This is a genomic window from Bacillus sp. AY18-3 (assembly GCF_008042305.1).
Classification (GTDB): Bacteria; Bacillota; Bacilli; order Bacillales; family Bacillaceae_G; genus Bacillus_A; species Bacillus_A wiedmannii.
Window position 1 is genome coordinate 188062 of sequence record NZ_QKQR01000008.1, and the last position, 19140, is coordinate 207201.

27 protein-coding genes are annotated in these 19140 nt (G+C 35.6%); 10 read left to right on the forward strand and 17 right to left on the reverse strand.

The genetic code is table 11. From position 1 onward, the window contains the following. Window positions 1-35: 35 nt before the first annotated feature. On the forward strand, window positions 36-437 hold the full coding sequence (locus tag DM800_RS08535) for an SA1362 family protein (protein WP_147786716.1): 402 nt from the start codon (window positions 36-38) through the stop codon (window positions 435-437). Here DM800_RS08535 and DM800_RS08540 read toward each other — a convergent pair. From DM800_RS08540 to splB, 3 genes are all read right to left on the reverse strand, one after another. Beyond that, window positions 434-1096 (reverse strand): HAD family hydrolase, encoded by a 663-nt coding sequence (locus tag DM800_RS08540; RefSeq protein WP_048546402.1) that lies wholly within the window; start codon window positions 1094-1096, stop codon window positions 434-436. The two genes, DM800_RS08535 and DM800_RS08540, sit on opposite strands and share 4 nt — an antisense overlap. Before the next feature lie 54 nt (window positions 1097-1150). Further along, entirely contained in the window at window positions 1151-1579 is a 429-nt protein-coding gene (mntR, locus tag DM800_RS08545) for a transcriptional regulator MntR (protein WP_001143071.1), read from the reverse strand. 144 nt (window positions 1580-1723) lie between these two features. Beyond that, window positions 1724-2749, reverse strand: coding sequence for a spore photoproduct lyase (splB, locus tag DM800_RS08550; protein ID WP_137010964.1), 1026 nt, complete (start codon window positions 2747-2749; stop codon window positions 1724-1726). A gap of 156 nt (window positions 2750-2905) precedes the next feature. Between splB and DM800_RS08555 the strand changes: the two genes are divergently transcribed. The 3 genes from DM800_RS08555 to DM800_RS08565 all read left to right on the forward strand — a co-directional run bounded on the left by DM800_RS08555 (window position 2906) and on the right by DM800_RS08565 (window position 4940). Beyond that, the gene (locus DM800_RS08555; protein ID WP_000556083.1) at window positions 2906-3223 is read left to right on the forward strand and encodes a PadR family transcriptional regulator; all 318 of its coding nucleotides are present in this window, start codon (window positions 2906-2908) and stop codon (window positions 3221-3223) included. A gap of 5 nt (window positions 3224-3228) precedes the next feature. Beyond that, window positions 3229-3900: a DUF1129 family protein gene (locus DM800_RS08560; RefSeq protein WP_147786717.1), complete on the forward strand. Its 672-nt coding sequence runs from the start codon at window positions 3229-3231 to the stop codon at window positions 3898-3900. A 200-nt stretch (window positions 3901-4100) separates the two neighbouring features. After that, on the forward strand, window positions 4101-4940 hold the full coding sequence (locus DM800_RS08565) for a hypothetical protein (protein WP_000111931.1): 840 nt from the start codon (window positions 4101-4103) through the stop codon (window positions 4938-4940). A gap of 28 nt (window positions 4941-4968) precedes the next feature. On the opposite strand, the gene DM800_RS08570 is transcribed toward DM800_RS08565, so the two are convergent. Then, window positions 4969-5805: a lipoate--protein ligase family protein gene (locus tag DM800_RS08570; protein ID WP_000514071.1), complete on the reverse strand. Its 837-nt coding sequence runs from the start codon at window positions 5803-5805 to the stop codon at window positions 4969-4971. Window positions 5806-5975: 170 nt separating this feature from the next. Here DM800_RS08570 and DM800_RS08575 point away from each other — a divergent pair, with 170 nt between their 5' ends. After that, complete coding sequence (locus tag DM800_RS08575) at window positions 5976-6359, forward strand: rhodanese-like domain-containing protein (protein WP_000108656.1); 384 nt, start codon at window positions 5976-5978, stop codon at window positions 6357-6359. 39 nt (window positions 6360-6398) lie between these two features. Here the strand turns inward: DM800_RS08575 and DM800_RS08580 are convergent, their stop codons facing one another. Beyond that, window positions 6399-6935 (reverse strand): DNA polymerase III subunit delta, encoded by a 537-nt coding sequence (locus DM800_RS08580; protein ID WP_147786733.1) that lies wholly within the window; start codon window positions 6933-6935, stop codon window positions 6399-6401. Between the two features lie 382 nt (window positions 6936-7317). On the opposite strand from DM800_RS08580, the gene DM800_RS08585 reads away from it, so the two are divergent. The 5 genes from DM800_RS08585 (at window position 7318) to DM800_RS08605 (ending at window position 9968) form a co-directional block, all read left to right on the forward strand. Then, a complete protein-coding gene (locus DM800_RS08585; protein WP_147786718.1) occupies window positions 7318-8295 on the forward strand; it encodes a LacI family DNA-binding transcriptional regulator in 978 nt (325 codons plus the stop codon). 98 nt (window positions 8296-8393) lie between these two features. Further along, window positions 8394-8975, forward strand: a complete 582-nt coding sequence (locus DM800_RS08590) for a TetR/AcrR family transcriptional regulator (RefSeq protein WP_002107720.1) — start codon at window positions 8394-8396, stop codon at window positions 8973-8975. Window positions 8976-9046: 71 nt separating this feature from the next. Further along, window positions 9047-9379 carry a DMT family transporter gene (locus DM800_RS08595; protein ID WP_000312344.1) on the forward strand — a complete coding sequence of 111 codons (333 nt, stop codon included), beginning with the start codon at window positions 9047-9049 and terminating at the stop codon, window positions 9377-9379. A gap of 1 nt (window position 9380) precedes the next feature. Beyond that, entirely contained in the window at window positions 9381-9695 is a 315-nt protein-coding gene (locus DM800_RS08600; RefSeq protein WP_000312623.1) for a DMT family transporter, read from the forward strand. Window positions 9696-9710: 15 nt separating this feature from the next. After that, window positions 9711-9968, forward strand: coding sequence for a DUF3975 family protein (locus tag DM800_RS08605; protein WP_147786719.1), 258 nt, complete (start codon window positions 9711-9713; stop codon window positions 9966-9968). A 16-nt stretch (window positions 9969-9984) separates the two neighbouring features. Here the strand turns inward: DM800_RS08605 and DM800_RS08610 are convergent, their stop codons facing one another. The 12 genes from DM800_RS08610 to gcvT all read right to left on the reverse strand — a co-directional run bounded on the left by DM800_RS08610 (window position 9985) and on the right by gcvT (window position 19137). Further along, entirely contained in the window at window positions 9985-10170 is a 186-nt protein-coding gene (locus tag DM800_RS08610; RefSeq protein ID WP_048531110.1) for a hypothetical protein, read from the reverse strand. A 249-nt stretch (window positions 10171-10419) separates the two neighbouring features. Further along, window positions 10420-11016 (reverse strand): ABC-2 transporter permease, encoded by a 597-nt coding sequence (locus tag DM800_RS08615; protein WP_147786734.1) that lies wholly within the window; start codon window positions 11014-11016, stop codon window positions 10420-10422. A 10-nt stretch (window positions 11017-11026) separates the two neighbouring features. Further along, window positions 11027-11623, reverse strand: a complete 597-nt coding sequence (locus DM800_RS08620; RefSeq protein WP_147786720.1) for an ABC-2 transporter permease — start codon at window positions 11621-11623, stop codon at window positions 11027-11029. Window positions 11624-11710: 87 nt separating this feature from the next. Next, window positions 11711-12343 (reverse strand): ABC-2 transporter permease, encoded by a 633-nt coding sequence (locus DM800_RS08625; protein ID WP_088064399.1) that lies wholly within the window; start codon window positions 12341-12343, stop codon window positions 11711-11713. A 12-nt stretch (window positions 12344-12355) separates the two neighbouring features. Beyond that, on the reverse strand, window positions 12356-13024 hold the full coding sequence (locus tag DM800_RS08630) for an ABC-2 transporter permease (RefSeq protein ID WP_147786721.1): 669 nt from the start codon (window positions 13022-13024) through the stop codon (window positions 12356-12358). Further along, window positions 13005-13877, reverse strand: a complete 873-nt coding sequence (locus DM800_RS08635; protein ID WP_147786722.1) for an ABC transporter ATP-binding protein — start codon at window positions 13875-13877, stop codon at window positions 13005-13007. The genes DM800_RS08630 and DM800_RS08635 overlap by 20 nt, the downstream gene beginning before the upstream one ends. A gap of 3 nt (window positions 13878-13880) precedes the next feature. After that, a complete protein-coding gene (locus DM800_RS08640) occupies window positions 13881-14255 on the reverse strand; it encodes a GntR family transcriptional regulator (protein ID WP_001021351.1) in 375 nt (124 codons plus the stop codon). Between the two features lie 116 nt (window positions 14256-14371). Further along, the gene (locus tag DM800_RS08645; protein ID WP_000535935.1) at window positions 14372-14563 is read right to left on the reverse strand and encodes a hypothetical protein; all 192 of its coding nucleotides are present in this window, start codon (window positions 14561-14563) and stop codon (window positions 14372-14374) included. Between the two features lie 70 nt (window positions 14564-14633). Continuing rightward, on the reverse strand, window positions 14634-14837 hold the full coding sequence (locus DM800_RS08650; RefSeq protein ID WP_000639158.1) for a DUF3929 family protein: 204 nt from the start codon (window positions 14835-14837) through the stop codon (window positions 14634-14636). A gap of 363 nt (window positions 14838-15200) precedes the next feature. Continuing rightward, window positions 15201-16676, reverse strand: coding sequence for an aminomethyl-transferring glycine dehydrogenase subunit 2 (gene gcvPB / locus DM800_RS08655; protein ID WP_000795689.1), 1476 nt, complete (start codon window positions 16674-16676; stop codon window positions 15201-15203). After that, window positions 16673-18016, reverse strand: a complete 1344-nt coding sequence (gene gcvPA / locus DM800_RS08660; RefSeq protein WP_000903246.1) for an aminomethyl-transferring glycine dehydrogenase subunit 1 — start codon at window positions 18014-18016, stop codon at window positions 16673-16675. Before gcvPA ends, gcvPB begins: the two co-directional genes overlap by 4 nt. Window positions 18017-18036: 20 nt before the next feature. Continuing rightward, on the reverse strand, window positions 18037-19137 hold the full coding sequence (gene gcvT / locus DM800_RS08665; RefSeq protein WP_000631766.1) for a glycine cleavage system aminomethyltransferase GcvT: 1101 nt from the start codon (window positions 19135-19137) through the stop codon (window positions 18037-18039). Window positions 19138-19140 lie beyond the last annotated feature (3 nt).

Below are 19140 nucleotides of genomic sequence, written 5' to 3' on the forward strand. Positions count from 1 at the left end.
CTAATTTTAATATATGTTTTTAGGAGGTGTCCCTTATGAACGGTCGTTCGTTTACATTCGCTATAGTTATGCTTATTATCGGATTAGCAATATTCGGCCTTGTCTCATCTGTCATTACAAATCCAATGGGTGTATTAAGAAATATTGGGTACATGTTACTTGTTGTCGGTATCTTTTATTTGCTATACAAGATGTTTACAAATTCTAGTGGTTCTGCAAATTCGCAAAGCTCTTATAAGCGTGCAGCGAAACAATCGAACCGCAAACATGGGAAACAAATTGTAGCACCCCTAAGCAATTCTTTCTTGAAATCAAACGCTTCTAATGACAAAGGTAAGAAAGGCGCTCCTTCCACTTTGAAGCGAAAAAGAAAACAATCTCATTTAACTGTCATTGAAGGTAAAAAAAACAAAAAGAAAGACCGTGCTTCCTTTTAGGAAATACGGTCTTTTTTTATATTTTGTAGTACTTCTTTCAAACTTTTATCTTTCATACTTTCAATTCGAAGATGATGATTTTCAAATGGTAAATTCCGTGTCACATCATTAGGTACAACAACGCACTTTAATCCTGCTGCAATCGCTGCTTTTAATCCGTTTAACGAGTCTTCAAATACAACAGCTTCAGACGGATCAATCCCTAAATCTTCTATCGCAATTCGATAAAGTGCTGGATCCGGTTTTACCTTCTCAACATCTTCCCTTGTTTTAATGACTTCAAAATAATCTCGAATTTGTAGCTCTTCCAAAAAAGAAGTAACCCATTCTCTAGATGAACTGGAAGCTAATGCGATTTTCAATCCCATTTCTTTCGCTTCCTCTAAATATTCTTTTACCCCGTCGCGAGCTTCTGGTATTTTCATTTTCTCTTTATGTAAAGTTTTCACTTTTTCTTTTAATGCATCCTTGTTAAACTTCTCTTTTAATTGCTCATTTAAATATGCATATAGTACATCATCTGTCGTTCCAATACATTTTGCAAATTCCTCTAAAGGTAACTCCCCACCGTACTCACGAACGGCGTCTCTGAAAGAGTGAAACCATATTGTTTCTGTGTCCACAATTAATCCATCAAAATCAAAAATAATTGCTTTCATAATTTCCCCATCCTTTTCGGTTGAAATAAAAAAGGAAACGACATACGTTCCCCCTTAATTACTTTTCTCTTCATTTGCTTTTTGAACGCCACGAAGTGTTTCCACTCGAACCTCATCTTGTTCAAAATATTGCACTAGATCACCAATGCGGTCAATTGCTTCCCAACTTAAATGATGTTCAATTCCTTCTACATCATTGTAAATTTTACTTTCATCCAAACCGATAATACGCATAAATTGCTCTAGCAAGTCATGACGGTATACGAGACGCTCTCCGATTTTTTTACCTTTTGATGTTAATACAAGCCCTCTATATTTTTCATAAATTAGATATTCATCTTTGTCTAATTTTTGCACCATTTTTGTTACAGAGGATGGATGTACACTCAGCGCTTCAGCAATATCAGATACGCGGGCATAACCCTTTTCATCAATCAACAAATAAATTTGTTCAATATAATCTTCCATACTAGGGGTAGGCATCGGTTTCCTCCATCCAATTTCATTTTGCTCATTCCGTACGAAGCAATCAATAAAATGATACACCAGAAAGAATAACGTGACAAGTTGAAAACAAGCCTAAATATTTAAAAGAAAAAAGAACTTGCATTCCAGTACAAGTTCTTTTCATGTAAAATATTGAATTTCTGCGTTAGGAAAAAAGTGATGAATATATTCTCTAATCGTTTCTTCCAATACTTCTGCATCATCTTTTTTATATACGTATTTCCCGATGCCATATCGTCCCCATTTATATTTGCGCTTCTCTTCATCCATTTCAAGCTTCGTATTCGGATAACGCTCTTGAATGACCTTTTTTGCTGGTTTTGTAAAGCGATGTTGAATTAATTCAAATGTTAAATTCGGTATCGACAAATCTTTTAGCGCATTGTACAGTCGCTCAAATAGTTCACGGTATCCTTCTTCCCATCCTTCATGCATATAAAGTGGCGCAACTATAAACCCAAGTGGATAACCCGCACCTGCTACTTTACGAGCTGCTTCAATTCGTTCTTCAAAAGGTGATGTCCCCGGCTCAAAATTTTTGATTACATACCGTGAATTAATACTAAATCGAAAACGAGTTTTCCCATTATGTTTTGCATCTAATAAATGATCAACGTGCGAATATTTCGTAACGAAACGTAAACGCCCATGCTCACTTTCTCCAATGAATTCAATCGCCCGCTTTAATGCATGTGTTAAATGATCAATTCCAACAATATCTGATGTACAAGCCGCTTCAAACCTTGTTATTTCTGGTGCTCTTTCATCCATATACTGCTTTGCCTTCTCAAATATTTCATCAAGATTGACATACACGCGAACGTAAGGCTTACTCCCAAGTGTTGTTTGCAAATAGCAATAATGACAATGTCCCATACACCCCGTTGCGAGCGGGATTGCATATTCAGCTGACGGTTTTGACGTATCAAACTTTAATGTTTTCCTCACCCCAACGACAAGTGTTGCCTTTGCATTACGATACTTTTGCAAGTCATTTTCACCTGGCAAATTTCTAATTTGATTATGGGATGTCGTTTCACGAATTTCTAATCCCATCTTCGTAAACTTCTCATACAGCTCTTTTCCAAGCGGATATTCGAGTGCCTTCGGTTCAAAGTAAACGAGTTTTGGCATAAATGGTTTCATATACTTCCCTCCTCTCGTTAGTATGGGAAACGATGAAAAATTAACACTCATTAAAGTTTTCCACTTCAGTAACTTGCGTTGCAAGTTACTGAATGTTATAATTTGGATAACAGCTACCTTGCAACGCAAGTTACCTGAGTAAAAGGTGGTGAAATCATGCACAGCCAAATGTTAAAAGGTGTGCTCGAAGGTTGCATCCTATACATCATTTCACAAGAAGAAGTGTACGGATATGAACTGAGTACAAAATTAAATAAACACGGATTTACATTCGTAAGCGAAGGAAGCATATATCCGTTATTGTTACGTATGCAAAAAGAAAAATTGATTGAAGGAACATTAAAAGCCTCCTCACTCGGTCCAAAACGTAAATATTATCACGTAACCGATAAAGGATTAGAACAGCTTGAAGAATTTAAACAAAGCTGGGGAATGGTTTCAACAACGGTGAACAATTTATTACAGGGAGAGTGATGAGGATGAATGCGCAAGACATGATTAAATTGAACAACAAAAAACGCGAACTTCTAACACCTGAAAATGAAGTTGTTTATAGCGATATGTTAGTTTATCTTCGTTTATCTAACGTGCCAGAACAACAAGTAGAAGAACTATTACTAGAAATATTAGACCATCTCATCGAAGCACAAACAGAAAATAAAAATGCTTATGACATTTTTGGTGATGACTTACAATCTTATTGTGATGAACTCATATCGGCTTTGCCGGTTCAAACAATGTTAGAAAAAACTTCTTTAATCGGCTTTGTTATTAGCTTACTTCTCACTATACAGTTTGGAATGGACACCATTGCTTCTCTTTTCATTTTCTTTTTTGAAAAGAACACCGAAATAATAAGTCCACCTTTTAGTATCCTTGGAACTACTTTGTCGGTTTCAATAATTATACTAGGTATACTATTCATTTTATATTTATTAAAGCGGTACTCCTTTGATCAGAAAATGAATTGGAAAAGAAGAATTCTATTTGGATTCGCATTTGCTATCCCATTTTGTTCCGCTATATTCTTAAATATTTATTTTAAAAAACAACCTTATCTCATTTATCATCTAACCTTTTGGCAAAACGCCTTAATCGCTATCTTATTTTTTGTTTTATATAAATTACTATATAAAAAATCAAATTTTTAACAGCCTTTCAAAAGGCTGTTTTTCTTCTGTCTAATTTTACAAATTGAAAAATTTCATAAAGAAAATAAGAAAAATGCAAAATAATTAAAGTTAATTGTTGACGTGATGCTTTTATTATCGGTATCATAAATCTTCGTGAGCAATTATTTTTCGTTATACGATTTTTTTATTATTACTGAATTTTTGAGAGGAGAAATTAAATGTCAGTTAAGAAGAAAACGCAAGTACGCACCGGCAAAATGGTACGTGAACTAATGTTAGCAGACGAAGATGTAAATGCTTCGCTAATTATGGTATATAGTGAAAACGGTGTAAACGCAGAAATTAAAATCGAGGGCTTAACGCCGAAATGTAACGAAGAATTATTTTTGAGCGGAAACGTGGATTGGAACAAGAGTGTTATTTATAAAATTGTTGATTTCACTGGGAACGCTGAGGTTGGTAAAGTTACATTAACAGCGATGAACAAAAATAATGTTTCTCTAGAAGTTGAACGCGTTATGTGGAGCAAAGAAAATAAAGAAGCTGCTGAGCAAGAAGAAACTGTTGTAGAAGCTACTCCGAAAAAAGAAGTAGTTGTAGAAGCTCCAAAAGCAGTTACACCTGCTCCAAAACCTGTTACGCGAGTAGAAACACCTGCAGCATCTAAACCTACTCCGGTACCGACACCGAAGCCAGTAAGTGTAGAAGCAGCTGTGGAATTATCTACTCCAGCACCTGTGAAAAAAGCAGCACCAACTCCAGTTACAAAGCAAGAGACAGCACCGGTCGCTCCTGCAAAACCGAAGCAACCTGCTTTGACTGAAACAAATACAAAACTACAAGAAAATTATGTGAAACTTGTGAAAAAGACAATTGAAGTTTGTCAAGATTACGAGCTTGGCATCGACATAGATGATTCTATTGAAAGCTTAAAAAAAGAACTACAAAGCCAAGGTATTAGCGTTACATTTGACAAAGAAATTATGGACGTTGTAAATCGCCTTCGTTCTTTACAAGATAAAGGAATCAAAGTAGAAAAAGTACTTAATTTACTATAAAATAATAAGAGGTGGCAATTGCCACCTCTTATTTTTTATAATTCCATTCCTTACTCTCATACTTCTCTTTTGCTAATGTTTGCACTTCATGTAACTGTTCTTCTGTTAATTCATACGGAACAAGCTCTACATCTAATCCTTTTTCAAACCCAACCTCAAACGCTTTAATTAGCTGTTCAATTGTAAACGTACGGTCTGTTAATTCATTAATTGCTACCGCTTTAGAAGAGAACATACTCTTCATACGCTCTTTTACACGTTCATTCGGGAATAAAAACAGATCGTATAATTCATCTAAATCTATTTCTAACGGAATCGATCCGTGCTGTAAAATCACACCTTTTTGACGTGTTTGAGCACTACCTGCGATTTTCCTTCCCTCTACTACAATTTCATACCAAGATGGTGCATCAAAGCATACTCCTGAACGTGGATTTTTTAAATTTTCACGGTCTGCTTCTGTTTTTGGAACTGCATAATATGCTTCTAATCCTAATGCCTTAAAACCGTCTAATAAACCTTGCGAAATAATACGATACGCTTCTGTAACTGTTTTTGGCATATTTGGATGATCTTCAGACACAATAACACTGTACGTTAATTCTTTATCATGTAGTACACCCCTGCCGCCTGTTTGACGACGAACGAATCCATATTTCTTTTCGTTAACTACATCCATATTAATATCTTTTTCAACACGCTGGAAATACCCAACTGTTAATGTTGGTACTTCCCATTCATAAAAACGAATGGTTGGTGGCATTTTCTTTTCACTTTGCCAATTTAATAAACATTCATCTAACGCCATATTAAATGCCGGTGAACATTGACCAGAGTTAATATAACACCATTTTTCTTTTCCCATCCTGCACCTCATATAACCAATTATTTTTCACATTCTCTAGTCTACCAAATTCGACAAAATTTGTGAAAGAATACGAAATTTCTTCTTATATGCAAATGAATCTGTTGCATAAATACATACGGGCATTATAATATTGAAAGTAGGATAAGAAAAAAGGGAGCGATAGAACCGTGTCAACAACTTGGATTATTTTATTAGCCGTAATCGTAGCGTTCATCGGCTACACTGTATGGATGTATTTCTATCAGAGAAAATTAATTAAAACACTTTCAGAAGAAGAGTTTCGCGCTGGCTACCGTAAAGCACAGCTTATCGATATTCGCGAAGCAGACGAATATACTGCAGGACATATTTTAGGCGCACGTAACATTCCGTTATCACAAATTCGCCTTCGTCATAAAGAACTTCGCAAAGATCAACCAGTTTACTTATACTGCCAAAGCGGATTCCGTACTGGTCGTGCAGCTCAATACTTAAAAAAACAAGGCTACAAAGATTTCTACCAATTACAAGGTGGATTCAAAACGTGGACTGGAAAAATTAAAAAGAAATAATAACATACAAAAACTAGCTGAATCATTCAGCTAGTTTTTTCATTCCATATTATTTGCAATGTATAATAAATTTTGCTTAATCACATCTTTATCATTCTCTTGTGCATTACGATACAGCAGCTGATATTCAAGTCCTTTCTCTTTCCAAATAAGCGTAGCGAATTCATCTCCTCGCCCAGAGTCATCTTTATTTTTAAAATAAGCGAATGCTCCACTATTCAATTTCATTTGTTCTTGAAATCGTTTCTCTTCCACGAGATCCGGAAAACTATAAGGAAAGTTCGCAACATTTAACTCAATATACTCATTTCTACCTGGCTCCCGCTGTTTATATTTAATCATTAAAACAGTGTTCTTTTTCCCAATCGTTCTGACTTCCCCCTTCACATCACTCGTAATGTCATACGGTAAAAACTCCGGAACTTTAAATTTCACCGGAAAATATTTCGGAAGCTCCTTTAGCGGAATAGGATCCGTAACACGATCCATCACTCCCCCTGTTGTTCCCACAAAGTTTTTTTCTTCTTGCATCGTTTGCTGAAACGAACATGAACTTAGCACTAGACTAGAAAACACGAAACAAATGATTCTTTTTTTCAATTTGTTTCCGCCCTTTCTTCATACCGCTCTCTTTATGAATAAAGCGTTAATGCCCGATTGGTGGGGCTAATAACCCGCGGGAGATGCCCGACTGATTAAAGTTTCACTTTGTATGCTATTCATATTCGCTTCATTAACAAACTCCCCCTTTGAAAACTTTCCACGTTATTCTCACACATTTTGACAAAACTTCTTTTATAGACGCAAAAAAGCCCCCTATCATTCTTACGCCCAAATAAAAAGGTTACGCGAATAAAAAGAAGCCTTATTTATAACATAGTTTGTGAAAAGCTTTTCAGGTCAAGATTTTTTCATTCTTATTATTTTCCCTTTATAATAAGGGAAAGAGGTGATACATATGGCCAATATAAAACAAATTGCAAAAACTGCTGGTGTATCCATATCAACTGTTTCCCGCGTCCTTAATAATCACCCTTACGTAAAAGAAGAAAAACGTAAGCGTGTTCTAGATGCTGTTGAAGAATTGAACTATGCAAAAAATATAAATGCTATTCATTTAATAAAGGGAAAAACATATACAATCGGGGTTATGCTCCCTTTCATTAATCTTCCATACTTCAGTACAATTATTGAAGGAATCGGAAACGAAGCGTTAACAGCTGGATATCACATTAATTTATGTCAAACAAATTACGATAGCCTCGAAGAGATTCGTGTTCTTGAAATGATGAAAATGAAACAATTCGACGGAATTATTATTTGCTCTCGAACGAGTTCTTGGGAACAAATTGAACCTTTCGCAAAATTTGCCCCTATTATTTCATGTGAAAAGATAAAGCATCCCCTCATTTCATCCGTCTACGTAGATCACTATGAAGGCTTCCGTCTCGGCACTGCCTATTTACTCAGTAAAGGCCATGAAAAAATCGGAATCTGTTTAGCAAGAAAAACGAGTGCAAATTCTATGGAGCGCGAAAAAGCATTTGCTGATACGCTGCATAACGAAGGTAAAACGGTACATCCAGATTGGATTTTTCATCAATGCTATACGATGCAGGATGGCGCAAAAATACTTCATCGCATTTTAAACATGAAAAATCGCCCAACCGCTATTTTTACAGCGAACGATCAAGTTGCAGCTGGTTTATTAACAGAGGCGCGAAAACATGGCATTCGAGTCCCTGAAGAACTTGCTATCCTTGGATTTGATAATCATGAAATTTCAAAGGCGTTAGAAATTTCCACAATTGAACACCCCGGTCTCGCAATGGGCTCACATGCTTTTTCTTTATTCCATAAACAAATCCAAAGCGAGCAAATTGCCGGGAAGGCAGAAGAGCTTTCATTCCATTTAATTGAGCGAGATACTGTCTAAAAAAAGAGCGTTACCTGTAGCGCTCTTTTTCAGCTCTTCACCTATTGACTTTATATTTTCCATCTCATATAATGAACCTAACGAACGGTAGGTAGGGGATGAAAATGACAGCAAACCGCATTAAAGCTGTAGCACTTTCTCATTTCGCACGCTACGGCTACGAAGGAACTTCATTGGCAAATATTGCTCAAGAAGTTGGGATTAAAAAACCATCGATTTACGCACACTTTAAAGGAAAAGAAGAGCTATATTTTATATGTTTAGAATCTGCTCTTCAAAAAGATTTACAGAGCTTCACAGACGATATCGAAAAATTTTCAAATTCGTCTACTGAAGAATTGCTCTTACAGTTACTAAAGGGCTACGCAAAACGATTTGGTGAAAGTGAAGAATCAATGTTTTGGTTACGAACTTCTTATTTTCCGCCTGATGCATTCCGCGTACAAATTATCGAAAAAGCGAATGCACACATTGAAAACGTCGGAAAACTTTTATTCCCTATATTTAAACAGGCAAACGAGCAAAGTGAACTGCATAACATTGAAGTAAAAGACGCTCTAGAAGCTTTTCTATGCTTACTGGACGGACTTATGGTGGAACTACTATTCGCAGGTTTAAATCGCTTTGAGACTCGTTTAAACGCCTCTTGGCAAGTATTTTGGCGAGGTCTTTCAAACTGACGGATTGCTCCTTTGCAATGCGTCGTTTTTAAGCCCTTTACCTAACGACTGGTAGGAAGGAGAAATGACATATGGCATGGATTTATGTAATCATAGCTGGTATTATTGAAATCTTTTGGGTTATTGGACTTAAAAAAGCGGAGGCACCACTTGAATGGGCTGGTGTTGCGTTATTAATTACAATTAGTTTCGTCTTATTATTTAGAGCTTATAAAGATTTACCTGTCGGCACTGTATACGCAGTCTTTACAGGAATTGGAGCTGGTGGGATCGTTCTTACAGAGATTTTCGTCTTCGGAGAACCTTTCTCTATTGTAAAAGTTTTATTAATCGGTTTAATCTTCTTCGGAGTAATTGGGCTAAAACGAGTAACAGAAGAAAAAGAAGCGAAGGAGGCCGCATAAAATGGCTTGGGTATTTTTAATTCTAGCTGGTATTTGTGAAATTATTGGTGTACTCTTTATGAAAGTAGCCACTGAAAAGAAAGGCTGGGCACCAAAAGTTATTTTAATCGCTAACTTCGGCGTAAGTTTCTTCTTCTTATCCCTTGCGATGAACACGTTACCGATGGGAACTGCTTACGCGATTTGGACTGGAATCGGAACTGCGGGAAGTGCACTTCTAGGTATTCTTATTTTCCGCGAATCAGCGGATTGGCGTCGTCTTGCCTTCTTAAGTTGCATTCTATGCGGCGCTGTTGGCTTAAAACTATTAAGCTAACGTGAGGTGAATGTCATGTGGAAAGAAAAAGGAAAACAAATGTTAGCATGGATTACACTCGGGAGTGTCATTCTATTGCAAATCAGTTTTCATATAATAGAATGGTTGTTTCATAAAATAGTATCCATTCTTACCTTCCTTCCTAGCATGGCACTTGAAATTGCATCTATTGCTTGGTCAGTTATTGGCTCCATTGCAATCGTCATTATATGGAGTATCGCCAAACTATGGAATAAATTATTTAAAAAGGACAGTACTTCTGAAAAAGAGTAACTGTCCTTTTTTATATTCATTCAGACTTTCTGTAGAAGTTTGATGTGATAAGACAAAGAAGACCAACTATGACAATACTTATACCAATCCCTTTATGCAAGTTAGGAAATGGTGATGGGATATCTGAGTAAAAATTTGCTAAAATGAGACCGATTGAAAATAAAAATATCCCTATTCTATATAACCATTTTCTTTTGTTCATCATTCTCCCCCTAACATTTTTCATACACTCCTTTCTTTTGGACATACTACCTAAAAAAGGAGTGGATAATATGCAAAATTCTATACATAAGCAGATCCTATTTTTATTTTTCCTCTTTCTCATTCTCGTTATCGTTTTCAGCTTTATATTACATACTCCAAAAGATGTTGTACCAAACAGCCTCTCTGTTTATAAACTCTTACTTTCATATTGTCGTTATTGAAGAAGGTGCCTTATATAAGGCACCTTTTAAAATTCTCTCTTCTCATACAACTTCACTGAAACGAAGACAGATACTATGAACATGCATATTGAACTAACAAATAACACACTGTTATATAGTTGAATTTGTTCTAGGTTGATTCCAAAGAAAATAGAAGAAACCGCCATAGGTGCTATTAGTATAAAAATCGCAATAAAAATAGTTTTTTTATACGCTAACCAAAACGATATTGGTAAAATAAAACTTAAATACATTAAAATAAAGCTAATACTAGCAACCATTGTCGTTTCAATAAATCCAAATAGGTTAACCCCATTCTTCATTCCCATCGTGAAACAACCGACCGTTACGCTTATAAAAAGAATAATAATTGCTACTATATATTTCGCATACACAACCTGTTTTCTTAATATTGGCAAACTATTTAAGATGACTTCACTCTTATTTTTACTATCCTCTTCAAATGTTTTTACCGTTGCCCCAACTGTAATAATTACTGACATAATGATGAATAAATTTTCCGTATCTGTTAAGGCCATATAAAAGAAAACAGGATACAGTATGTACCAAATTAAAAATTTCCATTGCACGATAAAGTCTTTTATTATAAGTTGCTTCACAATCGCTCCCTCCTTATAAATCACGCTCATTGTATAAGTTAATTGAGAGTAACATGGACATAACATACAAAATAAGAAGTCCAGCTATAAAACAAACATTTACGACTAAACTCGTGCTCCAAGCATTCTCTACATCTAACCATACTTTACTTACAATCAATCCACTTAATCCACCAACTATAATTCCCATAAAATAAGCACCCTGTTTCGAACTGCTATATTCTACCGAAAATTCAATTGGAAGTACGATCGTGCTATAAACCAATCCTCCCGTTATTCCGCCAAGAATCGCTCCCCACAGCATAAATCCATTTATATGTTCATTTTGCAACTGAATTAGACCAACTAAAAGTGAGAAAACCACACCTAAAAAAACTAAAATGCTTACAAATATGTATTTTGCTACGACAATGTCTTTACGATCAAACGGTAAACTATTTAATATTTTTTCACTCTTACTTCTAGCCTCATAACTCGTCGACCATATTGTTCCAAGGATAGGTATAGATATGCTAAGCTTCAAAAGAAGATTTTCGCTACCAAAATCAACAATTGTAAGGAAAAACAAACATATAAAACTAATAAATCCCAACTTTCTTTGCAACATCATATCTTTTAAAACTAGTTACTTGATCATGTATTACACCTCACTAAACCAATTCCTTAACATCACTTATTAGTTTTTATATAAGAAGGATTAAAGCTCTTTCTTTTTAAAACTCACAATAGCTACAAACATTGAAGCTAAATAACTTACACAAGCGCCTATACTTAAAATACTTATGACTAATAGCACATCGGAAGTTCGAAAAATTATTAGCATAAGCCTTTCATCCGTAAATATATTGCACATAAATCCTAGTAAGCCTATTATAGGAAAAAGCATAACTAATCCCAACATAGTAACCATTCGCTTATCCTCACTATATTTTATGGGAAGGATCATAACAGCATACAGAATAGAAAAGAAAATAGCTATAAATGCTGCATACCAAGGAATATTTATATTTTCTTTTAATACAAATACAGGTAGTACAAAGAAAACGAATGTAATGATTAAGCTGAATGCCATAAATAATAGTGTCGATATGTATTTCGCAATGACAAGATCTTTCCTAGTAAAAGGTAGACTTACTAACACTTTTTCCGTACTATTTTTCTCCTCATTTGATAAAGAGATTGAAATCATCAAAAGACATATAGCAAAACAAACATATGCTAATTGAAATGGTTCTATAGTGTTTTGGAATGCTCCGTATATTGGTAAGATTAAATAGATAAGAAACATTTTTCTTTGTAAGAAAAACTCTTTCAAAATTAACTGTTGCATACAATTCCTCCCCTACAAATCACGTGCTTCATAAATTTTAATTGTAAGAAACATAGAAGCGATATAAATACTGACTAATGCAATGAATCCAACTATAAATACACCAATATGCATAGGATTCATAATCCACTCCATGAATGAAGGTGTTGTTTCATCCAATCCATCTCCTATGAATATCCAAGCAATTCCACCAACTGCCATTGATGCTCCTGACACTATACTTCGTGCTATCTTTGACCTTGTAATATAATAACTAGGAAAGAATGTTACAACAAAAAATACGGCGTAAACAGCTCCATTTATTACTTCATACCATGGAATTTCAATGTATAGATTCGGATGATAGGCACCGATATCACCAATGACCACAATGCCTCTTACAAGAAAAACAACTAACATCGTAGAGAGTATGCCAACAACAATAAATATTGCACTGGAAACATATCTAGCAATTATGATATCCTTTCGGCTTACCGGTAAACTATTTATAATAATGTCACTGTTATTCCTTTCATCCATAAAAGTTAACGTCATAACGGAAGAAAGGGTTATAAATAGACAACTCATCGAAAATAACAATTCACCACTTGGATCTAACATAAATAATACAAGAGGCATAATTAGATTCACTAACCACGTTACCCTAAAAAAGAACAAATCTTTATATATGAGCTGACGCACAGGCACCTCTCCCTTTTGCGGTGTAAACGATAATATCATCTAATGTAGGCTTTTCTAGTACAACCTCATTTCCAAACCAATCGATAATTGCTTGTTTATCCTTCGCTAAACCTTCGAAACCAAATTTATTTTTTCGTAATCCAACAAATAATTCGTTTCCTTCTCGGTCTAATAAATCATTACTTCCTTTTACTATTACGTAGTTCTCCATTAGTTCATCTTTCTCACCAGTAAATATAATTTCTCCATCATTGATGAACGTAATATAATCTGCGATGCGCTCTAAATCTGTTGTAATGTGCGTTGAGAATAATACAGATACTTCATCCTCCATTACAATTTCTTGCAAAATATCAAGTAATTCACTTCGAACAACTGGATCTAATCCTGCTGTCGGTTCATCCATAATGATAAACTCTGCGTGATGTGAAAGTGCGATAGCAATCGCAAATTTCATTTTCATCCCTTTTGATAGTTCTTTAATTTTTTTATACTTCGGAACTTGTAATCTGTGCATATACGATTGATACTGCTCTTCGTCCCACTTTTTATATAATGGTGCAATAATACGTTTCATTTGTTCACACGTTAAATCTTCGTAGTAATGATTTTCATCATATACAAAACCAATATTTTGTTTTATTTCCTTTTCAGCTTTCTTATTGTCTTTGCCAAAAATTTTTATATCGCCGCTATCTTTTCGAATTAAATTCATAATCATTTTGATTGTCGTACTTTTCCCTGCGCCATTCGGTCCGACAAATCCCATAATATATCCGCGTGGTAACGTAAAACTTATATTTTTCACTGCAAAATCTTGATAACTTTTACAAACATTTTTTAGCTCTAACATCTCTTATTCCCCCTCATATAAACACGCAATCATCTGCTGTAAATCTTCAAGTGAAAGCTGCAACGCTTTACTTTCATTTACAATCTCTTCCGCTTTACTTTCCAATAGACGAAGCCTTTGTTCTTTTAGTAGTTCATTATTTTTACGTGAAACATAAGTCCCCTTCCCAGCAACAGTTTCTATATATCCTTCTTTTTCAAGCTCCTCGTACGCACGCTTCGTTGTAATTACACTAATTTGTAATTCCTTCGCTAAGCTACGAATAGACGGTAATTGGTCTCCACCCTTTAAACCACCATTTAAAATAAGCTGGCTTAATTGTTTTCTTATTTGTACATAAATAGGGTCTTGGGAAGAATTCGAAATAATAATATTCATGTTTTCCTCCAGTGTGTATATACTGTATATACCTTATATACACAGTATATACACACCATCCTATTTTCGGCAAGAAAAAAAGACCAACATTTTCCTGTTGGTCTTTCGTATATGTATCACTTTTCAAAGCGATCTAACATCTCATCTCTCATTCCGAAACTCACTACCGCAATTCCTACATACATAAACAGAAGGAACGCCGGATGAACTGTGTTGTACCAAGTGCTATCAACAATTAAATAAATCGTTAATGCTACAACAAGAACAAACGCTAAGATAAACATATAAAAGTGTCTTGTACTACCCATAATAAACTCCTCTCTTCTCTCGTCACCATTCAACAGTATATTGTATCGAATAATTCGATATGACTCAAGGTTAACTTTCTGTTATGTAATCAAGTTCCACCTTTACAATGTCCTCACATGCTATTGAAATGATTGTTCCTTTCTTATCAATTGCCGTCACTTCTCTATTATCCATTACACGATGTGCTACTCTTTCTAATACTTTTCCTTGATCTCGATAACAAAATTCTTTTACATCTTTAATCGTTTTTCCGTTTTCTAAATGGTATATCATTCTATAACACCGATATCCCACATTTTCACCCCCAACTTGCTCGTTTTTTCACATATACATAAAAATGAGTCATTCCTATCTCATTGCATCTTCTTAATTTCAATAAAATTCTAACAAAAATAAATACTTTTATCAAACTGACTTTTTCAACAAAATCACCTATGAAACTACTTCTTTACACCATTATGAAACAAAAAATATAAAATTTTAACATTTTCTTCACTAGTTCTGCATAAAGTGAAACTTTAATCAGCGGGGGATTTTTGTTCATCCCCATTGATTATCAGCCCACAAATCGCGGGACAAATTCTCCATACAAAAAAAAGAACCCGCATATAGCGAGTTCTTCCTTTGTTATTCTAATTAAACTTGTACAGGAGCTAGCTTTTCATAACGTAAAACTGGTTTACGAGCGGCCAATGTTTCATCCAAACGTTTAATTACCGTTGTATGTGGCGCTTCTTGTACAACTTCTGGATTTTCTTCTACTTCTTTAGCAATTTGAATCATCTTATCAATGAAACCATCTAATGTTTCTTTTGATTCTGTTTCTGTCGGCTCAATCATAATACATTCTTCCACATTTAATGGGAAGTAAATTGTCGGTGGATGGTAACCGAAATCAAGCAGGCGTTTTGCGATATCTAATGTACGTACGCCAAGTTTCTTTTGGCGACGACCTGATAATACAAACTCATGCTTACAATGTCTATCGAACGGAAGATCATAGAATGGTGCTAATCTTCTCATCATATAGTTCGCATTTAATACCGCATACTCCGTTACTGCACGTAGTCCATCTGGACCCATAGAACGAATGTATGTGTATGCACGAACGTTAATTCCGAAGTTACCATAGAATGGTTTTACGCGTCCAATTGCTTCTGGACGATCATAGTTAAAGTGATAGCCATTTTCCGTTTTCTCTAAAATTGGTTTTGGTAAGTACGGAATTAAATCAGCTTTCACACCTACTGGACCCGAACCTGGGCCACCGCCGCCGTGAGGACCTGTAAATGTTTTATGAAGGTTTAAATGCACAACGTCAAATCCCATATCTCCTGGGCGCGCTTGGCTTAATACCGCATTTAAGTTTGCACCATCATAGTATAATTTACCGCCTGCGTTATGGACGATTTCTGCCATTTCTAAAATATTTTCTTCGAATAGACCTAATGTATTAGGATTTGTTAACATAAGTGCTGCTGTTTCTTCGTTTACAACACGTTTTAAATCTTCTAAGTCAACAAGACCATGTTCATTTGATTTTACTGTAATTGTTTCAAAGCCAGCTACAGTTGCAGATGCTGGATTCGTTCCGTGAGCAGAGTCAGGAACAATTACTTTCGTACGGTTAAAGTCACCATTTGCTTCATGGTATGCACGAATTAACATTAAGCCTGTCCATTCTCCGTGTGCACCAGCTGCTGGTTGCAATGTAACAGTATCCATACCTGTAATCTCAATTAAGTGCTCTTGTAAGTCGTACATTAATTCCATTGCACCTTGTACTGTCTTTTCATCTTGTAATGGATGAATATTTGCAAATCCTGCGAAACGAGCTACATTCTCATTAATTTTCGGATTATATTTCATCGTACAAGATCCAAGTGGATAGAATCCAGAATCTACACCGTGGTTACGGTTTGAAAGTGCTGTATAGTGGCGCATAATGTCAAGTTCAGATACTTCTGGTAGCTCTGCATCTTCTACTCGAATATAATCGCTCTCAAACACATCTTCTAGTTTCACTTCTTCTACATCTAATTTTGGTAGGCTATATCCTATGCGTCCTTCTTTACTCACTTCAAAGATAAGTGCTTGGTCTTGATTCTTCATTGGATAGCCCCCATTTCGTTTACAAGTGTGTCAATTTCCTCTTTTGTACGAAGCTCAGTTACTGCTACAAGCATATGGTTCTCATGCTCTTTATAATCACGGCCTAGGTCGTAACCGCCGATAATATTCTTTTGTAATAATGCATCGTTTACTTCCTTCACTGGACGCTTGCAATCTACAACAAACTCATTGAAGAATGGTCCAGCAAATGTTACAGTGAAGCCTTTCGCTTCAAATTGACGTTTTGCATATTGTGCTTTAGAAATGTTTTGACGTGCCATTTCTTTCACACCTTGTTTACCAAGTGCCGTCATTGCAACTGATGCTGCTAATGCATTTAACGCTTGGTTTGAACAAATGTTAGACGTCGCTTTATCACGGCGAATATGCTGTTCACGTGCTTGTAACGTTAATACAAATCCACGTTTACCATCTGAATCTACAGTTTGTCCAACAAGACGTCCTGGAATTTTACGCATAAATGCTTTCGTTGTTGCAAAGTAACCACAGTGTGGTCCACCAAACTGCGTTGGAATACCAAATGGTTGTGCATCACCGATTACAACATCAGCACCAAATTTTCCTGGTGGTGTTAATGCGCCTAATGATAATGGGTTTGAAGAAACGATAAATAATGATTTTTGTTGATGAACGATTTTTTCAATATCAGCTAATTTTTCAACTTGTCCGAAGAAGTTTGGATATTGAACGATTACACAAGCAACTGTATCATCTACTTCACTTTGTAATACGTCTAAATCTGTTACACCATCTTTATGATTAATTTCAACAACTTCAAGATGTTGACCTTTTGCATACGTTTCAAGTACTGCTCTTGATTCTGGATGAACTGCACTAGATACAAGAATTTTCTTTTTGCGAGTATGGCCAGCTGCTAGCATTGCCGCTTCAGCTAAAGCTGTACCTCCGTCGTACATAGAAGAGTTTGCTACATCCATTCCTGTTAATTCACAAATCATTGTTTGGAATTCAAAGATTGCTTGTAATTCCCCTTGTGAAATTTCTGGTTGGTATGGCGTGTAAGCTGTATAAAATTCCGAGCGAGAGATAACGTGATCTACAATTACTGGAGCGTAATGATCGTATACACCTGCTCCTAAGAAAGAAGCGTATTCTTTTAAGTTAGCATTTTTACTAGCCATTTGAGTTAACTCTTTTAAAAGCTCTGGCTCTGATTTTGCTTCTTTAATTTTTAAATCCCCTTTAAAACGAACACTCTCTGGAATATCAGAGAATAACTCATCGATCGTTTGAACGCCGATCGTTTGTAACATTTCTTTTTTGTCTTCTTCTGTCATTGGAAGATAACGATGCAACATGAAATCTACCCCTCTCCCCGTTACTTTGAACGTTTATAAAATGGTGTTGGAACAACTACTGCTTTGACGCGTTTATTACGAATTTCAATTTCTACTTCTGTATCAACTGCTGCGTATTTTACATCAATTAGTGCTAAACCAATGCTTTTCTTTAACGTTGGAGATTGTGTACCACTCGTTACTTCCCCGATTTTTTCTTCTCCAATAAATACAGGGTAATGTGTACGAGGAATTCCACGTTCGATTACTTCGATGCCGACTAATTTACGAGGCGCACCGTTTTCTTTTTGCTCTTTTAACGTTTCTTTTCCAAAGAAGTCTGCTTCTTTATTTGGTTTTACCGCAAAGCCGATGCCAGCTTCAATCGGTGTAATATCTTTTGATAATTCTTGACCATAAAGTGGTAATGTTGCTTCGAAGCGAAGTGTATCGCGAGCACCTAAACCACATGCTTTTAAGCCTTCTTCTGCTCCAACTTCAAGAAGTTTTTCCCAAAGTTTTGCAGCATCTTCACTCTTACAGTAAATTTCAAATCCATCTTCACCTGTGTAACCTGTACGAGATACAAGTGCTGGAATTCCATCTACAAGAATATCGTTTTTAAATTTAAAGAACTTAATTTCTTTCAAATCTTCTGACACAACTTTTTGTAAAATGCCTTCTGCTTTTGGACCTTGAATTGCAAGCTGTGCAACTTCACTAGAAACATTGACTACTGTCGCATCGCCAATTACATGGCTAGCTAACCATTCGTAATCTTTCTCGATATTTGATGCATTGATTACTAATAAATAGTCTTCTTCACCACGTTTGTAGATTAATAAATCATCTACTGTACCACCATTTTCGTAGCACATAGCTGTATATTGTGCGCCTCCTACCTTTAAGGTAGAAACGTCATTTGTAACAACACGTTGTAAAAATGCTAAACTATCTACACCTTTTACCTCAACTTCTCCCATATGAGACACATCGAACAAACCTGCAGCCGTACGTACAGCTTCATGTTCTTCTTTAATGCTTGAAAATTGAACTGGTAATTCCCAACCACCGAAGTCGATTGTTTTTCCACCATACTTCGCGTATACATCAAATAACGGTGTACGTTGTAATGTAATCATGCT

Bases quoted from the DNA above. Each gene is read 5' to 3' on its own strand.
- DM800_RS08555 (WP_000556083.1), top strand. From the start codon at position 2,906: ATGCACAGCCAAATGTTAAAAGGTGTGCTCGAAGGTTGCATCCTATAC.
- DM800_RS08625 (WP_088064399.1), bottom strand. From the start codon at position 12,343: ATGCAACAGTTAATTTTGAAAGAGTTTTTCTTACAAAGAAAAATGTTT.
- DM800_RS08650 (WP_000639158.1), bottom strand. From the start codon at position 14,837: ATGATATACCATTTAGAAAACGGAAAAACGATTAAAGATGTAAAAGAA.
- DM800_RS08560 (WP_147786717.1), top strand. From the start codon at position 3,229: ATGAATGCGCAAGACATGATTAAATTGAACAACAAAAAACGCGAACTT.
- gcvPB (WP_000795689.1), bottom strand. From the start codon at position 16,676: ATGAAGAATCAAGACCAAGCACTTATCTTTGAAGTGAGTAAAGAAGGA.
- DM800_RS08600 (WP_000312623.1), top strand. From the start codon at position 9,381: ATGGCTTGGGTATTTTTAATTCTAGCTGGTATTTGTGAAATTATTGGT.
- DM800_RS08535 (WP_147786716.1), top strand. From the start codon at position 36: ATGAACGGTCGTTCGTTTACATTCGCTATAGTTATGCTTATTATCGGA.
- DM800_RS08565 (WP_000111931.1), top strand. From the start codon at position 4,101: ATGTCAGTTAAGAAGAAAACGCAAGTACGCACCGGCAAAATGGTACGT.
- DM800_RS08635 (WP_147786722.1), bottom strand. From the start codon at position 13,877: ATGTTAGAGCTAAAAAATGTTTGTAAAAGTTATCAAGATTTTGCAGTG.
- DM800_RS08605 (WP_147786719.1), top strand. From the start codon at position 9,711: ATGTGGAAAGAAAAAGGAAAACAAATGTTAGCATGGATTACACTCGGG.
- gcvT (WP_000631766.1), bottom strand. From the start codon at position 19,137: ATGATTACATTACAACGTACACCGTTATTTGATGTATACGCGAAGTAT.
- DM800_RS08595 (WP_000312344.1), top strand. From the start codon at position 9,047: ATGGCATGGATTTATGTAATCATAGCTGGTATTATTGAAATCTTTTGG.
- DM800_RS08585 (WP_147786718.1), top strand. From the start codon at position 7,318: ATGGCCAATATAAAACAAATTGCAAAAACTGCTGGTGTATCCATATCA.
- gcvPA (WP_000903246.1), bottom strand. From the start codon at position 18,016: ATGTTGCATCGTTATCTTCCAATGACAGAAGAAGACAAAAAAGAAATG.
- DM800_RS08645 (WP_000535935.1), bottom strand. From the start codon at position 14,563: ATGGGTAGTACAAGACACTTTTATATGTTTATCTTAGCGTTTGTTCTT.
- DM800_RS08570 (WP_000514071.1), bottom strand. From the start codon at position 5,805: ATGGGAAAAGAAAAATGGTGTTATATTAACTCTGGTCAATGTTCACCG.
- DM800_RS08590 (WP_002107720.1), top strand. From the start codon at position 8,394: ATGAAAATGACAGCAAACCGCATTAAAGCTGTAGCACTTTCTCATTTC.
- DM800_RS08620 (WP_147786720.1), bottom strand. From the start codon at position 11,623: ATGATGTTGCAAAGAAAGTTGGGATTTATTAGTTTTATATGTTTGTTT.
- mntR (WP_001143071.1), bottom strand. From the start codon at position 1,579: ATGCCTACCCCTAGTATGGAAGATTATATTGAACAAATTTATTTGTTG.
- DM800_RS08610 (WP_048531110.1), bottom strand. From the start codon at position 10,170: ATGAACAAAAGAAAATGGTTATATAGAATAGGGATATTTTTATTTTCA.
- DM800_RS08640 (WP_001021351.1), bottom strand. From the start codon at position 14,255: ATGAATATTATTATTTCGAATTCTTCCCAAGACCCTATTTATGTACAA.
- splB (WP_137010964.1), bottom strand. From the start codon at position 2,749: ATGAAACCATTTATGCCAAAACTCGTTTACTTTGAACCGAAGGCACTC.
- DM800_RS08540 (WP_048546402.1), bottom strand. From the start codon at position 1,096: ATGAAAGCAATTATTTTTGATTTTGATGGATTAATTGTGGACACAGAA.